General features: G+C 62.4%; 15 protein-coding genes. 9 read left to right on the top strand and 6 right to left on the bottom strand.

The window, feature by feature from the left end; translation table 11 throughout:
• Positions 1–90 precede the first annotated feature (90 nt).
• The 5 genes from H351_RS22325 to H351_RS22305 form a co-directional block, all read right to left on the bottom strand.
• The gene (locus H351_RS22325; RefSeq protein WP_243617069.1) at positions 91–1434 is read right to left on the bottom strand and encodes a sensor histidine kinase; all 1344 of its coding nucleotides are present in this window, start codon (positions 1432–1434) and stop codon (positions 91–93) included.
• 47 nt (positions 1435–1481) lie between these two features.
• Positions 1482–2180 (bottom strand): response regulator transcription factor, encoded by a 699-nt coding sequence (locus H351_RS22320; RefSeq protein ID WP_020969076.1) that lies wholly within the window; start codon positions 2178–2180, stop codon positions 1482–1484.
• Between the two features lie 75 nt (positions 2181–2255).
• Positions 2256–2897: a phosphatase PAP2 family protein gene (locus H351_RS22315; protein ID WP_019747602.1), complete on the bottom strand. Its 642-nt coding sequence runs from the start codon at positions 2895–2897 to the stop codon at positions 2256–2258.
• 2 nt (positions 2898–2899) lie between these two features.
• Complete coding sequence (locus tag H351_RS22310; protein WP_029254939.1) at positions 2900–3484, bottom strand: M15 family metallopeptidase; 585 nt, start codon at positions 3482–3484, stop codon at positions 2900–2902.
• Between the two features lie 110 nt (positions 3485–3594).
• The gene (locus tag H351_RS22305) at positions 3595–4272 is read right to left on the bottom strand and encodes a winged helix-turn-helix transcriptional regulator (protein ID WP_029254940.1); all 678 of its coding nucleotides are present in this window, start codon (positions 4270–4272) and stop codon (positions 3595–3597) included.
• Between the two features lie 151 nt (positions 4273–4423).
• Here H351_RS22305 and H351_RS22300 point away from each other — a divergent pair, with 151 nt between their 5' ends.
• Both H351_RS22300 and H351_RS22295 read left to right on the top strand, forming a co-directional pair.
• A complete protein-coding gene (locus H351_RS22300) occupies positions 4424–5260 on the top strand; it encodes a class I SAM-dependent methyltransferase (RefSeq protein WP_029254941.1) in 837 nt (278 codons plus the stop codon).
• A complete protein-coding gene (locus H351_RS22295) occupies positions 5260–6648 on the top strand; it encodes an FAD-binding oxidoreductase (RefSeq protein WP_029254942.1) in 1389 nt (462 codons plus the stop codon). The genes H351_RS22300 and H351_RS22295 overlap by 1 nt, the downstream gene beginning before the upstream one ends.
• Positions 6649–6675: 27 nt before the next feature.
• Here the strand turns inward: H351_RS22295 and H351_RS22290 are convergent, their stop codons facing one another.
• Positions 6676–7878, bottom strand: coding sequence for a serine/threonine-protein kinase (locus H351_RS22290; RefSeq protein WP_029254943.1), 1203 nt, complete (start codon positions 7876–7878; stop codon positions 6676–6678).
• A 227-nt stretch (positions 7879–8105) separates the two neighbouring features.
• Here H351_RS22290 and H351_RS22285 point away from each other — a divergent pair, with 227 nt between their 5' ends.
• The 7 genes from H351_RS22285 to H351_RS22255 all read left to right on the top strand — a co-directional run bounded on the left by H351_RS22285 (position 8106) and on the right by H351_RS22255 (position 15449).
• A complete protein-coding gene (locus tag H351_RS22285) occupies positions 8106–9011 on the top strand; it encodes a hypothetical protein (RefSeq protein WP_029254944.1) in 906 nt (301 codons plus the stop codon).
• Positions 9008–10561: a DNA polymerase Y family protein gene (locus tag H351_RS22280; RefSeq protein ID WP_029254945.1), complete on the top strand. Its 1554-nt coding sequence runs from the start codon at positions 9008–9010 to the stop codon at positions 10559–10561. Before H351_RS22285 ends, H351_RS22280 begins: the two co-directional genes overlap by 4 nt.
• Before the next feature lie 164 nt (positions 10562–10725).
• Positions 10726–11571: an alpha/beta hydrolase gene (locus H351_RS22275; RefSeq protein ID WP_029254946.1), complete on the top strand. Its 846-nt coding sequence runs from the start codon at positions 10726–10728 to the stop codon at positions 11569–11571.
• Positions 11558–12313 (top strand): alpha/beta fold hydrolase, encoded by a 756-nt coding sequence (locus tag H351_RS22270; protein ID WP_019747611.1) that lies wholly within the window; start codon positions 11558–11560, stop codon positions 12311–12313. The genes H351_RS22275 and H351_RS22270 overlap by 14 nt, the downstream gene beginning before the upstream one ends.
• 67 nt (positions 12314–12380) lie before the next feature.
• The gene (locus H351_RS22265; RefSeq protein WP_020906953.1) at positions 12381–12722 is read left to right on the top strand and encodes a DUF6292 family protein; all 342 of its coding nucleotides are present in this window, start codon (positions 12381–12383) and stop codon (positions 12720–12722) included.
• 45 nt (positions 12723–12767) lie between these two features.
• Complete coding sequence (locus H351_RS22260; protein ID WP_029254947.1) at positions 12768–14405, top strand: sulfatase family protein; 1638 nt, start codon at positions 12768–12770, stop codon at positions 14403–14405.
• Positions 14406–14492: 87 nt separating this feature from the next.
• Positions 14493–15449 (top strand): R2-like ligand-binding oxidase, encoded by a 957-nt coding sequence (locus tag H351_RS22255; protein WP_019747614.1) that lies wholly within the window; start codon positions 14493–14495, stop codon positions 15447–15449.
• The last annotated feature ends 7 nt before the right edge of the window (positions 15450–15456 follow it).

Below are 15456 nucleotides of genomic sequence, written 5' to 3'. Positions count from 1 at the left end.
CCCAGGGTGCGAAGTGTCCACCCCTTTTCGAGCGAACGGTACGACGATCGCCTTGGGTGCGCCGAAAGGTACGTTCGCTCGGGAAGCGGGTCAGCGATGGGGCAGGCGAACCGTGAAGATCGTGCGCCCGTCCACCTGGTCGACGCCGATGGTGCCGCCGTGCAAGTGCACGTTTTCGACGGCGAGGGAGAGCCCGAGTCCGCTGCCTTCGCTGCGTCCGCGCGCGGTGTCGACCTTGTAGAACCGCCGAAAAATCGCCTGCCGGTCTTCGGGTGAGATGCCGGGGCCGTGGTCGACGACGGTGATGACGGAGAAACCGGGTTCTGCGCTCAACTCGACGCGAACCGGAGGCGCTCCGTGGCGCAGTGCGTTGCCGACGAGGTTGGCGACGACTATGTCGATTCGACGCGAATCCACTCTGGTGCTGACGTTTTCGGGTGCACGGAGTTCGACGGTTTCTGTCCAACCTCGGCTCTCGAGTGTGCGCTCGGTCAATTCGACGAGGTCGACGTCGTCGAGGACGAGACGCGCCTGTTGTGAGTCGTGGCGCGACATTTCGATCAGATCTTCGACAAGTCGAGTGAGCTTGCCGATCTCACTGCTCACGATGCGCGCTGCAGCGGCGGCGTCCGGCGGAAGATTGGGGATCTCTTCGCGGAGGATTTCGCTGACCGGAACCAATGCCGCCAGCGGCGTTCGAAGCTCGTGGGAGACGTCGGCGACAAATCTTCTCGACTGCTCTTCCGATTCTTCCAGACCTCGGATGACCGCTTCGTTGCGAGCGACCATGTTGTTGAAAGTTGTTGTGACCTGGGCAAGTTCGGCTACTCCGTCTTCGGGGAGCCGGACGCTCAGGTCGCCGTCGGCGGCGCGGGCGGCGGCCTCGTCCAGGCGTTTGAGCGGACGGACCAGCGTCGACGCGATCCAGAGTCCGAGCAGACCGCTCACCAGCACACCCGCCGCGAGGGTGAGACCGACTGCTCGAAGCAGGTCGTCGAACTTGTCCTGCACCCCTACCAGCGGCCGGATGGTGACGGCTTTGACCAGTGTCTCGTTGTCGTAGCCGTCGTCTGCAGTCATGTCCACGACATTGACCGACATTCCCAACATGATGCGCTGGGAGTCGAGTCTCTCGAAGCGGATCAGTTTGGGACTGTCCAAACCCTCTTCGAAGCTGGGTGGGATCGTTGCCGCATCCACTGATCCTTGACGAATGACTTCGCCGTCGACGATCAGAGTCATGTCGGACTGGAAGATCTGGTCGAGGGTGTCAGGTGTCAACCCGTCTACCGGCGGTCCGTTGCTGTACTGCAGTTCGTCGCGAAATTGTGCCGTTGCCACGTCCTGAGCGTTGGAATAGATCCACGACCGCGCCATGAACGAGACGACGCCTGCGGTTGCCCCGGCGATGATCACGACGATTGCGATGAACACGAGCACGAGCCTGGTCCGAAGACCGTCGACCCGAAGCCAGGTCGGTCTCATCGGGCCGGGCTGGTGTTGAAGCGATACCCGAACCCGCGCACCGTTTCGATCACGGTCGGTGTGGCTGGGTCGTCCTCGATCTTTCCGCGCAGCCGCTGCACTGCTGCATCGACGATTCGTGAGTCGCCCAGGTATTCCTGGTCCCAGGCTGCGGACAACAATTGCCTGCGGCTGAGAACCTGTCCGGGGTTTTCGGTCAGCGCCAGTATCAGTCGGAGTTCGGTCGGAGTCAGGGTCAGCAGCGTCCCGGCCTTGCGTACCTGCAATGACGACCGATCCAATTCCAGGTCGCCGAACTTCTCTGCGCCCGGCGCCACATCTGAACGCGATGTTGCGGGGGCCGAGCGCCGCACGACGGCTTTGATCCGAGCATCGAGGACACGCGGACTGGCCGGTTTGACGACGTAGTCGTCGGCACCGGCCTCGAGGCCGGCAACAGTGTCGATGTCGTCGGATCTGGCGGTCAAGATGATGATCGGGATCGAACTGCGCGTACGGATGCGTCTACAGATCTCGTAACCGTCGGCTCCTGGCAGTCCGAGGTCGAGTAGGACGAGGTCGGTGGAGCCGAGGACGTCGTCGAAATCGCCGTTACCGTCGGGGCGATGGCTGACGTTGTGCCCGAGTCGGTTCAGTCCCAACGTGATTGCCTCGGCCACCGCTGGATCGTCTTCTATGAAAAGAATGCTCACCATGAGCTCACCTTGGACTCGCCATGATCAGGGGCCTTCTGCGGTCGGAGGAATCTCGGTCAGCCAAGGGTACAGGGGTCACACTTTCGAGAGCCGTTCGTTGCCTGAGTCCGCCAGTACCGCGTGCCGTGCGACGCTGGTGTTCAACGGAAATGCCGACACGGCGAGGGTGTAGCAGCCGACGAGCAGTAGCGCACCGATCACGTCACTCGGCCGGTGCCATTGCAACACGACTACCGAGATCGCGGTCCCGATGGTGATCAGCGCGCCGTTGACTGCAACGACTGCCCGCCACCTCGAGGGTGTGACGAGCACGATCGCGCAGACCAGAGCAGCGATGGCCGTCAGCGTGCCGCTGGGGAAGGAATTGTGCATCACCAGGCCGTTCAGGTCCGGTCGATCCAACGATTGTTTGAGAACCCAGGCCGTCGTGATGGGACCGAGGGTCACGACGACGACGCGTAGGGCCAGCGCAATCGGGTTGTTGCGCAATGTGATCATGAGTGCCACGAGCACTCCTCCCACTATCAGTATCGGAGTGACGAGGCCGATGAACTCGGTGGAGAACACACTGAGTCCTTCGGAGGTGGCCGCGCCCACCATGAGTTGTTGGTCGACGATCTGACCACCAGTCGTGTTGACTGCCAGTTCGAATTCGACGACTCCGAGGATCAGGAGTGCCAGTGCGGCAATCAGTCTCGCAGGTTTGACTCGAGTCATGATCAGCCTTCCGCTCTCTCGTCCGAAGGGTTGCTCAGTTGGGGCGGGCATTCCCCGCCGGGAGTGGTTGCCAATTCGAAATGCCACATCTCGTTGGCATAGGTCTGACAGAGGCCGTAATCATTGCCGTGCTGGATGAGCCAGTCGTCGGCATCGGTCGGTCCGATGTCGACGGCTTGTCCGCTGACATGCTTCGACAGACTCGGGGAGTGCACCCATTTGGACGCTTCGTTCATGCTGCCGTACTTGACGACGGCTTCGTCGAACAGTCGCTGTTGGTATGCGGCGGACCGCCAACCCGAGGTGACGTGCATGTTCACTCCGGAGGCCTGTGCGTCGGCCGCTGCCGACTGCAGCGCCGCGAGAAGGGCGGAATCGAGACGGGCCAGTGCAGGTACATGGGTATCCTGCACGCTGATGCCGTCCTCGATCTCGCCGCCTGCGGGTCCTGAATCAGGCTGAGTGGCAAGGTAATTACCACTCTTGGGCTTTGCTTCTTCTGTGTACGAGCATGCGCTGAGCGTGAGCGCACCGAGTACGACTGCACCGAGTGCGGCGAGGCGGCTTATTCCGCGGTGGCTGGGCATACAACAGAGACTGCTCGGTCAGTGTCACCGTCAGGTGGTCGCCGTTCGTCGACGGTGTCACGGTCTGAAACAGCTCTGTAACAGGACGGAACGGGGCTGGTGAGCGCGCTTTACACGGGGCGCGGGATCGATGCGAAAGTCGACAGTTCGAACCACGAAGGCAAGCTACGACGCAACGCCGTAGGCCCCGAAATGGTGACGTCACCTGACCGTATGGCGTCCGACCAGGTCAGGTTACCGCGCCAGATCTCGGTCATCGGTCGCAAGCCCGCAGAGACCGACACCGCAACGTCGAAACCCGGATCGATATCGCACATGTCCACCTCCCCGGAATTGATGACGAGCCACCAGTTTCGCGAATGTTCACGCACTCCGGAGAAAACGAAGTGCACCACGGTCTTTCCGTCGGGAACCACGGAGTGATCCACGCGTCGATGCATGTCCCACAGCAGCAGTTTCGGATCCAGGTCTTCATCGCCCAGCTCGCCGATCCACCTGGTACCCCAGATTCCGAGAGCTTCGACCACAGGGCGCAGTTCTCGGCCCGCGTCGGTCAATCGGTAACTGACGACGCAGTCGGTTTCTTCTCGCTCCACGATGCCTGCGATCGCGAGTTGGTGCAGCCGCGTGGAGAGCAGAGTCGGTGACATTCGCGGAAGTCCGCGTCGGAGATCGTTGAAATGGTCGCTTCCCATCATCAGTTCGCGGAGGAGAAGCAGCGTCCACCGCTCGTCGAGTAGCTCCATCGCCTTGGCGACGGGGCAGAACTGGTGGTACGAGGACCCCATCATTCGATCGTAGGCCTCTGGAGTGCTCCGGTACAGATTTCGTACTGGAGCGGAGTGAACCGTCGTCGTAGCGTCGAAGTAACGGCATGAATGTTGTCGGGCTCCGAGGTTGTTGGGCTCCGAGTACCAAAAATATTGAAGGAGAACGGTAATGAGTGAATCGACGGAAACGCTCGGGCTGGATCGTGAGCTGAAGGCCAAGCATCGGGCCATGTGGGGTCTCGGTAACTATCCGGCGGTGGCCACGCAGGTCATTGCGGAACTCGGGCCGGTACTGGTCGGCGAGTGCGGTGTGCAGAAGGGTGACCGCGTGCTGGACGTCGCGGCGGGGTCCGGCAATGCCGCCATTCCGGCGGCCGCGCTGGGTGCGCAGGTGATTGCCACTGACCTGGCTCCCGAATTGTTCGTAGCGGGTAAGGAGGCCGCTTCCCTCGCCGGAGTCGAATTGGACTGGCAGGAGGCCGATGCCGAGGCTCTTCCTTTCGGTGACAACGAGTTCGACGTGGTGCTTTCGTGCGTCGGTGTGATGTTCGCACCGCGTCATCAGCGCGCCGCGGACGAACTTGTGCGAGTATGCCGACCCGGCGGAAAGATCGGAGTGCTGAGTTGGACTCCGACGGGATTCATCGGCGAGATGTTCAAAACGATGAAGCCGTACGCACCGCCGCCGCCTCCTGGTTCGCAGCCGGCGCCTTTGTGGGGCGATGAGAACCATGTTCGTGATCTGCTCGGCGATGTGGCCTCGAGGAAAGACGTACTTCGTGTGGACACATTTAGCGGGCCGGAAGAGTTCCGTGATTTCTTCAAGGAGAATTACGGGCCGACCATCGCGGTGTACCGGAACATCGCCGGCGATCCCGACCGAACGCAGGCGCTGGACCGCGATCTGCTCGAGTTGGCGGAAAGGTACGGCAGCGGAAGCGAACCGTTCACGATGGAGTGGGAGTACCTGCTGGTCACCGCGACGCCCGATGGGGGAGGTGCGTGATGACGACGGTCGAGTTCGCGCCACTGAAATCGACGATCACAGGTGCTGTGTTCGGCCCCCGAGATCCGGAGTACGACGACGCCAGATCGATCTGGAACGGGCAGATCGATCATCGTCCGGCGGTGATCGCCAGGTGCCGGTCGGCGTCGGATGTGGCTGTGGCACTTGCATTTGCCAGAGCCCATTCGTTGGAGGTTTCGGTCAGAGGTGGCGGGCATTCCTACCGAGGCACATCGGTGTGTGAAGGCGGAGTGATGATCGATCTCAGTGCGATCAACGTAGTCAGCGTCGCCCCGTCAGCGAAGCGAGCCAGGGTCGGTGGTGGTGCGACGATCGCCGACCTCGACAAGGCGACGCAGGAACACGGGTTGGCGGTGACCGGCGGAGTGATCAGTGATACCGGCGTCGGTGGCCTGACACTCGGTGGTGGCATGGGGTGGTTGACCCGCACACTTGGCCTGGCGATCGACAATCTGGTGTCGGCAGAGGTGGTGCTCGCCGACGGTTCGATCGTGCGAGCCTCCGAGAACGATCACAGCGACTTGTTCTGGGCACTGCGCGGCGGCGGCGGAAACTTCGGAGTGGTCACCGAGTTCGAGTACCGTCTGAGCGAGATCGGGCCGGAAGTGCATCTGGGACTGTTCTTCTGGGGGATGGAGGACGGACCCGCAGCGCTTCGTCTGTGCCGCGAGGTAGTGCCTGCCCTGCCGAGAAATGCGGGTGCGATGGTTGCCGTCAGTTTGTCCGCGCCGCCGGCGCCGTTTGTCCCGGATCAATTTCACCTACTGCCCGGATACGCGTTGCTGGTAGCCGGTTTCGGATCGGAAGTAGAACACTCGAACGCGATTGCGCCGATTCGAGAGGGCTTGCCGACGCTTTTCGAGTTCGTCACTCCGATCCCGTACGTCGGCTTGCAGTCGATGCTCGACGAATCGGAACCGTGGGGTGCGTACGCCTATGAGAAGGCTTTGGACCTGGTGGATTTCTCCGACGACGTGATCGATGTTCTGACCGAACAAGCGGGCAAGAAATCGTCGCCGATGTCCTTCATGCCGATCTTTCCGCTGCAGGGAGCTTTCACTTCCGTCGGCGAGGACGACACAGCGTTCGGTGGTTCTCGCACACCGCATTACGTGTGCAATATGACGGCGACGGCCACCGATGCCGGGACGCTGGAATTGGATCGATCGTGGGTGCGTGAGACCTGGGAAGCCTTGCGTCCGTTCTCATCCAACCAAGGCGGGTACGTCAACTTCATGACCGACGTCGACGAGGACCGAGTGCGAGCTTCCTACGGCGCGGGGAAGTACGCGCGGTTGTCCGCAGTCAAGGCGAAGTACGACCCGGACAACGTGTTTCACCTCAATGCAAACATTCTGCCTGCGTGAAGCTTGTGCTCAGACCGTGAACACCAGTCAGGCGGTGAACACCAGGATGACGACGATCAGTGCGGCCAAGACGATGACGGCGACCATGCCGGTCATGGCGAGGGGAGCCCACGCGACTACCTTGTCGCGGGTGCTGGCATCGGCGGGTCCGGTCGGCATCCGCGGCGGCCAGGAGAACATGTCCATCGGACTGGGAACATTTCGCAGTGGCGTGTTCTGTTGCACTGCAGGAAGTCCGGTGACCGTGGAGCCGGTCAGGCGATTGCGGCGGTGTGGGTCGGCGAGTTGTGTGGTGCGGTGAGCCCAGGCCGGCACGGCGCCCTCGGACGAGTAGACGGGAGCGTCGATCAACTGATCGATCGTGCCGCCGCCGCCGGTCGCGGCTGCGGCGAGCGCGTCGCGTGCCTGAGCCATCGTCGGCCGACGGGTCGGGTCCGGCTCGAGGAGCTGAAGGAGAACATCGGTGAGCGGTCCAGACTTGGTGGGTCGGTAGATCTCGGCCTTGGCGACACGATGCAGTAGGGCGATGGCGTCCGAGTCGATGCCGAAGGGCGGTTGGCCCTCGATCACCGTGTAGAGCGTCGACCCGAGTGAGAAGACGTCGCTGGCCTCGGTGGGGTCGTCGCCGCGGGCAACTTCGGGTGCGAAGTACGCGGGAGTGCCGGTGATGACCTCGTCCTGGGTGTCGGACACGTCGCTCTTTGCGCGGGCGATGCCGAAGTCGCTGATCTTGACGGTGCCGAGGGACTTGCCTCGGTCGGCGATCAGGATGTTGCCGGGTTTGATGTCGCGGTGGACGATGCCGGCGGCGTGCGCTTCGGTGAGTGCCGCAGCGATCTGTGCGCCGATCTGCGCGACTTCGAGTGGTGGCAACGTGTCGGCCAGGTTCATGGCCTGGGCGAGGCTGCGGGCCGGGAAGTATTCCATGACCAGCCAGGGTTCGCCGGACTCGATCGCGACGTCGTACATGGCGATGGAGTGGGGATGGGTGAGCTTTGCGGCGTTCCTGCCCTCGCGCAATGTACGTTCGCGGACCTCTTCGGCCGTTTCGGTGTCGAGGCCTTCCGTACTTGTGACCTGTTTCACCGCGACGTCGCGGCTGAGGAGGGTGTCGCGGGCCAGCCAGACGGCGCCCATCCCTCCGTCGCCGATCTTGGAGCGGAGTCGGTACCGCCCCGCCAGCAGGTATTCGGGCCCGATGCCCCTCCCGGTCTGCTCTTGAGCTGTCACATCTCAAGGTTAATGGATTGATGCCACTGTGACGCTCGAGGCTCCTGTGAACTGGGTTTTTGGCTCTGCTTGACGTGTCGGGGGTGACACGGTTTACTGAAAACAGTTCGAAAATATGTTCGAAATTGCTGTTCGTTGGATGCATGTCAGACCCGACTTCCCCGCGGTTTGCCGGCTGGTTATGGATTGCTGCCGAGTGAGTTTTTCCGGTGTTCCGGAGGATGGGGATGACCGAGGTGACCGAGTTGGTAGAGCTGTCGGCAGATGCGGCGGGGTTGTCCCGTCAGGATCGGCTGGCACAGCTCCGCCGACAGATCGCGTCCATTCCCTCGCGAGGCGATACGTCGTTTTCGGGACCGAGTGTTTCCGGGCCCGGTGTTTCTGTGGCCGGTGTTCCTGTGGCTGGTGTTTCCGGGACAAGTGCAGCGGCCTCCGAGAGTGTTGCCGACCGGGACAGGCCGGTCGTGGACCGTGCGCACAAAGCCGGTGTCCTCCCGGTGCCGGAGGGTATCGCCGCATTGTTACCGCAGGGCGGTTTGGTGCGGGGAACCGTGGTGTCCGTCGAGGGTGCAGCGTCCTTGCTTTTGGGATTGGTCGCGTCGGTGACGGCGTCCGGAGGACATGTTGCAGTCATCGGGCAGCCTCGACTGGGATTGCTGGCGGCGTACGAGATGGGTGCGCAACTGGAACGTCTGGCACTCATTCCGGCGCCTGGGCCGGATCCGGTCGAGATCGCCGCCGTGCTGCTCGACGGTATGGATCTGGTGATTCTGGGATTGGCGGGTGCGTCGGTATCCCCGTCGCGTGCTCGGGCGGTGGTCGCACGTGCTCGGAGCAAGGGCTCGACTCTTGTTGTCACCGAAGGTCACTGGGACGGAGCCGAGGTTCGGTTGGACGCTCGGGTTCATGGCTATGGTGGGTTCGGTCAGGGCCGGGAGTTGGGGCGTGGACGGCTCAGTTCCCTGAGCCTCGCGGTTCGTGCTCGGGGGCGCTCGTTCCAGCCCCGGACCACGCGTCTGGACATCTGCAGTGCAGCCGGGCGGGTCGAGTGGGTACCTTCTCGGCCGGTCGAGGATGTGTCGTCGCAGGTGGTGTCGGAGCAGGTGGTGTCGGAGCAGGTGGTGTCACTGTGAGCAGAGTTCTGGCGTTGTGGTGCCCGGACTGGCCGGCGGTGGCAGCGGCAGCGCTTGCCGATCTTCCGGCCACACATCCCGTCGCGGTCACTTCGGGTAATCGGGTGATCGCATGTTCGGCGACGGCTCGTGCGGAGGGAGTGCGACGAGGCCTGCGCCGACGCGAGTCGCAGGCTCGCTGCCCGGAACTGTATGTGGCGATGGCAGATCCGGAACGCGATGCAAGATTGTTCGAGCCGGTGGCCGCGGCCATCGACGCGGTGGCACCGGGCGTCGAGGTACTCCGTCCTGGTTTGTTGGTGCTCAGCGCGCGTGGTGTCAGTCGGTACTTCGGTTCTGAGGAAGCTGCGGCGGAACGATTGGTGGATCAGGCATCTGCTGCGGGTGTCGAGAGTCAGGTGGGGGTGGCAGATCAGCTGTCCACGGCGGTCATTGCCGCGCGCCGGGCAGCGTTGGTGCCGCCGGGGGAGGGGGCACGGTTTCTGGCGCCGCTACCCATGCCGGAGTTGGCGGCCGAACCCAGCCTGTCTGCACCGCATCGCGGGGAGTTGGTGGATCTGCTGCGCAGGCTCGGGATCAGAACCATCGGTGCTTTTGCGGATCTACCGGCAGTGGACGTCGCTTCGCGTTTCGGTGCCGATGCGGTGCTCGCGCATCGTGCGGCGCGCGGTGAACCCGAACGGCCACCGTCGGCGCGGACACTTCCGCCGGACCTGGAGGTGGAGCAGCATTACGATCCGTCGATCGAGCGGGTGGATGCCGCAGCGTTTGCCGGGCGCGCCTTGGCGAGTCTTCTGCACGACAAGTTGTCTGCTGCCGCGGTGGCGTGCACCCGTCTGTCGATTTCGGCCAGTACGGGTAACGGTGAAAATCTTTCTCGGACTTGGCGTTGCGCCGAACCTCTGACGCCGGAGGGAACGGCCGATCGAGTGCGATGGCAACTGGATGGCTGGCTCACCGGGCGCAGTGAGACCCGGCCAACCGCAGGCATAGCCGTGTTGCGTCTGGAACCGGTGGAGGTGGTCAGTGCCGGCGCTTTGCAGTTGGGGCTGTGGGGTGGTGTCGGCGACGAGGAGGAGCGAGCCAGGCGAGCATTGGTGCGCGTGCAGGGTCTTCTGGGTGGCGAATCGGTTCAGGTCGGTGTCCTGAGCGGAGGTCGGGGGCCCTTGGAGCGAATTACCTTGTTGCCCTTGGGTGACGAGCGGGTAGCTACCCATGATCCGACAGCCCCGTGGCCGGGCCGTCTGCCACAGCCGTCTCCGGGGTCGATCTTCGTCGACAATCCCAAGGTGTGGCTGGGGGATGTGGCCGGCAACGCCGTGTACGTCACTGAGCGCGGTGTCTTCAGTTCGCAGCCGGGAAGGCTGAAGTGGGGGAGCAAGGAATGGGCAGTGCAGGGGTGGGCTGGGCCCTGGCCGGTTGACGAGCGATGGTGGGACGCTGCCTCGGCACGCACGGCGGCGCGGGCTCAGGTTCTGTTGGAGGAATCGCGTGCGCTGCTGATGATCTGTGAAGGCGGTGGATGGTCGGTGGAGGGTGTGTACGAATGAGCTCGCAGGTATAGCCAGCTGTACCCGCCTGGTCGAGTCGACTGTACGAACAGTAGGGGCGTTGGCACCATCGTCATGCCGTCGCTCGGCTCCTAGCGTTGATGACATTCAAAAAGTAACCGTTGCAATGATTCTCACCGTTGCAACTCTTTACGAGGAGTGTCATGGCAACGGCGGGTCGACCTGAAGTTTGCGGAACCGATCGACTTCACTACGAGCAGAAGGAGCTGCACGACGCGCAACTTCTGGCGTACGACGAGTCTGGCGAAGGCCGGATCGTGGAGGTGTTCGGCGATGTCGCCACAGCCGAGCACATCGTCATCTTCGTGCCGGGCAACGACAACGGATTGGGAAACTACTTCGACGAGAACCGTCCGACAGGACCACGAGCGAGCGGATGGGCACTGGGAAGAATGCTCCGAACGCTCGGACGGAACGACCACGTCGCGGTGATCGTGTGGGTCGGTTATCGGACGCCGTGGGGATTTCTCGAGTCGTTCTCGCGGACACTCGCAGAACGCGGTGCGATCGATCTGGCGCGATTGACACGCATCCTGCCGCATTCGGCGCATGTGACGCTCGTCGGACACAGCTACGGGGCCGTGGTGTGCGGACTCGCCCTCCCGTCGGCGCGAGTAGACGATTGTGTGGTGCTCGGTAGCCCGGGGATGGGGACCAGTTCTCGCGAAGACCTGTGCTTTGCCGGAAATCTCTGGGCCGCGCTGGGGCCGTCGGACTGGATTCGGTATTTCCCACGCGTGAAGATCGGTCGCCTCGGGCACGGCCCGTCTCCAGTTCGGGCGCAGCACGGAGCTGTTGTTTTCGACACCGGTGCCATTCGAGGGCATTGTGGATACTTCGCCGATGCAAGCGAGTCGCTGCGCAACATCGCGAGGATCGGGCTCGGTCGCTACGACGAGGTCACGCGGCCAGGGCAGTTGCCGCCTCGGCTGACAGCTTCAGCAATCCACGAGGACAGGTCTATCCTGGGAACTCGTGAGTGTCGCTAACGTACGAAGTGCCGGCGGGGTCCAGATCAGCTACCGCGATTCCGGCTCGCATCCCAGTGTTGCCGATCTGCCTCCGGTAGTCCTCGTGCACGGGATGGGTGGCGACAGCGGTACCTGGGACAAGTTCGCGCGGACCTTGCGATCACGCAACCGGCGAGTTGTCTCGGTCGATCTTCGCGGCCACGGCCGGAGCGCTCGGGCGTCGTCGTATCTGTTCGACGAGTTCGCCGACGACGTCATGGACGTGTGTGATCATCTCGAACTCGATCAGGTGGATCTCGTCGGCCATTCGCTCGGCGGGCACGCGGCGTCGTTGATCGCGCAGAAACGACCCACCGTGGTGCGGAAGTTGGTCATCGAGGAAGCGCCGTTGCCGCTACGCGCAGGTGACGCAGAACAGGTATTCGCGAGGAAATTGCCGAGTGTGCCAGAACTGTGGCATGCAACAACAAGTTTGGTGCGGCATCCGCGAGCAGCGCTGACGTTCGATCGCTCGATGACGCGGTCCGCGCTCGAGCAGTTCCGCCGACCGGATCCGCAGTGGTGGGATCGGTTGCCGCTCATCGAGGCTGACATGTTGTTCCTGCGTGGAGGTCTGGGCGGGATGGTGGATCCCGATCGCCTCGACGCTGTTGCCGCCACCGTCGCGCGCTGCGAATTGGTCTCGTTCCGTACCGGCCACAGTGTCCATCGCGACGGCCATCGCCAATTCGAATCCGTTGTGTTGCCGTTCATTTCCTGAAAGCGCAATACTCGATCAGTTCCGGCAGGAACCAATCCGCTACGCGTGCGGCACCGAATGTACTTCCATGCATACCAACGGCAACGACTGGTCCGCACACGAATACGTCGACGCGGTAGCACGATCCGTTCACGGTGAGACCGTCCGATGGCCGCAGGGACCGAGTATGGATGCGGTGATCGTTCTACCAGTTCATGCCCGAAACCATCCGGGGAAGAACGCGGTTCTGCTCTGGAATCACGACTTCGGTTGGTCGTGGGGTGTCGAGGAGGCTGACGTGCGAAGGACGATTTCGATTGTCGACCCTCTCGGTATCGGCCGGACACCGGATCCGCTGCGCTGCGCGGATCGAGTCATCGAACTGATCAGCGCCGAGGCAGTTTGCTCGCGCATGTGTAGCGAACACTGATTCGGTCAACTCTGGGGCCACAACGCCTCCGAGAGGACGACGCCCGTGAACCCAGAGAACGTTCCTGCCTCGCACTGTCATTCATTGCCGCGCCGGACGTTCCTCGGTGGCGTCGGTGCTCTTGTCCTCGCCGGAGTGGCAGACGTGGCAACCGGCGCGGCGAGCGCGGCGCCGGCGAAAGCATCGCCCGCCGATCGGTTTCCGCAGAAACCCAACATCGTTGTCATCATCACCGATCAGGAGCGCAGGCCGATGTATTGGCCGCAGGGCTGGGCTGATCAGAATCTGCCCAACCGCAAGAGGATTGCCGATCACGGGCTGACGTTCGACCAGGCAGTGTGCAATACCGCGATGTGCTCGCCCAGTCGTAGTACGTTCTTCACCGGTCTCTTTCCCGCGCAGCACGGGGTCACCAGAACCCTCACCGAAGGCGGCACTGTCTCACCCACCGAGCCACAGTTACAAGTCTCCGAGCAGAACATGGCAAAGCTGCTGGCGTCGGCCGGCTACAACGTTCAGTACCGGGGGAAGTGGCATCTGAGCAAAGGCGTCGAGGGTGGTGATCCGACAAGTGACGATGTAGCGGGATTCGGCTTCGAAGGGTGGATTCCCCCCGACGCGGGTCAGGACACCAATCCGGACCACTTCGGTGGCGGGTGCGCCGACCATGATCGCCGTGTTGCCGAGGAGGCAGTCGATTTCCTCTCCGGATCTGCGGTCGCATCCGGGCAGCCTTGGGCGCTCATCGTCTCGTTCGTGAACCCACACGACGTCCTCGCGTACCCCCAGACCTGGAATGCGATGAACGGAACGTGCGACAACTATGGATCGGACGCGCCAGGCGCCTTCGAGCAGGGGATCGACTTGCCGCCCACTTTCGACGAGACCCTGGCACTCAATCACAAACCGACAGCGCAGGTTCAGTCGGAATTGCTACTCGCAGCCGGGCTCGGGCCGCTGCTCGGGCCTGATCAGGCACGCAACTACATCAACTTCTACGCCTACATGCACAAGGTGGTCGACGAACACATCGGCAGCGTGCTCGACGCGATCGAAGCCACCCCGCAGATGCTCGACGACACCGTGATCGTACGGATGTCCGATCACGGAGAGATGGGGATGAGCCACGGAGGTTTGCGGCAGAAGGTGTTCAACGCCTACGAGGAAACGCTGCGCGTTCCACTGGTCATCAGCAACCCCTTGCTGTTTCCCGAACCCGTTCGCACAGACGCCTTGGCGTCGTTGATCGACGTGATGCCCACTCTCGCCACTCTCGCCCAAGCGCCAGCGCGTGAATCGTGGAACTTCTCGGGTACCGATCTGACACCGGTGATCGTCGACGCTGCCGCCTACCCCCAAGGTCCCAGCGCGCAGGTTCAGGACACGATTCTGTTCACCTACGACGATCAGAATTGTGCGACGCCCGACGGTCAGAACATCGTCACGCAGCCCAATCACATCCGCTGCATCCGGGAGAGCCGGTGGAAGTACACGATGTACTTCGATCCTGCGGGAGTTGCTGCGCCGCAATACGAACTCTACGACTTACAAGCCGACCCCTTGGAACTGAACAATCTAGCCAATCCGCTCAATATCGGCTCGTATCGGCCGGATCTGGCGGCTCAGATGAACGCCAAGCTCTTCGCAGTGATGGAGACCAAGGGCGTTTCTCTGAAGGAATAGATCGAATTTCGCCAAAACTGATTCACGTTTCAGTTCTGCGGGCATGCTGATGGGGCATCTGTCTTCGGTTCGGGAAGAAGGAATGTCATGACTGTCACCTCGCCGGGGCGAGAAGGTTTCAGTACTCTTCGGTCGGGAGGGTTGAACTGGGATTCGTTCCCACTCCGATTGTTCACCAAGGGAAATGCCAAATTCTGGAACCCAACCGACCTCGATTTTTCCCAGGACGCTCGTGACTGGCAGGAGCTGACCAGCGAGCAGCAGCGCAGCGCCACCTTCCTGTGCGCGCAGTTCATTGCCGGTGAAGAAGCCGTCACCGAAGACATTCAACCGTTCATGAAAGCGATGTCGACCGAGGGGCGATTCGGCGACGAGATGTACTTGACGCAGTTCTGTTTCGAGGAAGCCAAGCACACCCAGGTCTTTCGGCTGTGGATGGACGAAGTGGGATTGACCAGCGATCTGCATTCCTACGTCGCTGACAATCCGTACTACCGGCAACTGTTCTACGAGGAGTTGCCTTCGTCGCTACGCATTCTCGAGACGGATCCGAGTCCGGTCAACCAGGTGCGTGCCAGCGTCACGTACAACCACGTCATCGAGGGCAGTTTGGCGTTGACGGGCTACTACGCCTGGCAGAAAGTCTGTGCGACGCGCGGAATCCTGCCTGGCATGCAGCAATTGGTGCGCAAGATCGGTGACGACGAGCGACGGCACATGGCTTGGGGGACGTTCACCTGCCGAAGGCACGTAGCCGCCGACGATCACAACTGGGACGTCGTTCAGCAGCGGATGGGTGAACTCATGCCCATGGCACTCGGAATGATCAACTGGGTCAACGATCAATTCGAGGTGCAGCCGTTCGGTTTGGACAATCAGGAGTTCCTCGAGTACGCCGCAGACCGTGCGCAGCGCCGACTTTCGGCGATCGAGTCCGCGCGCGGGCGCGACGTCGCCGAGATCGACCTCGACTATTCGCCGGAGACCCTCGAGGAAAAGTTTGGGGCGGAAGATGCCGCTGCGATGAGTGAGGCGGCCAAATGACAGCGAA

Origin of the sequence: Rhodococcus erythropolis R138, assembly GCF_000696675.2 — a bacterium.
GTDB classification, from domain to species: Bacteria; Actinomycetota; Actinomycetes; order Mycobacteriales; family Mycobacteriaceae; genus Rhodococcus_F; species Rhodococcus_F erythropolis.
This window is presented reverse-complemented; position numbering and strand designations above follow the sequence as displayed.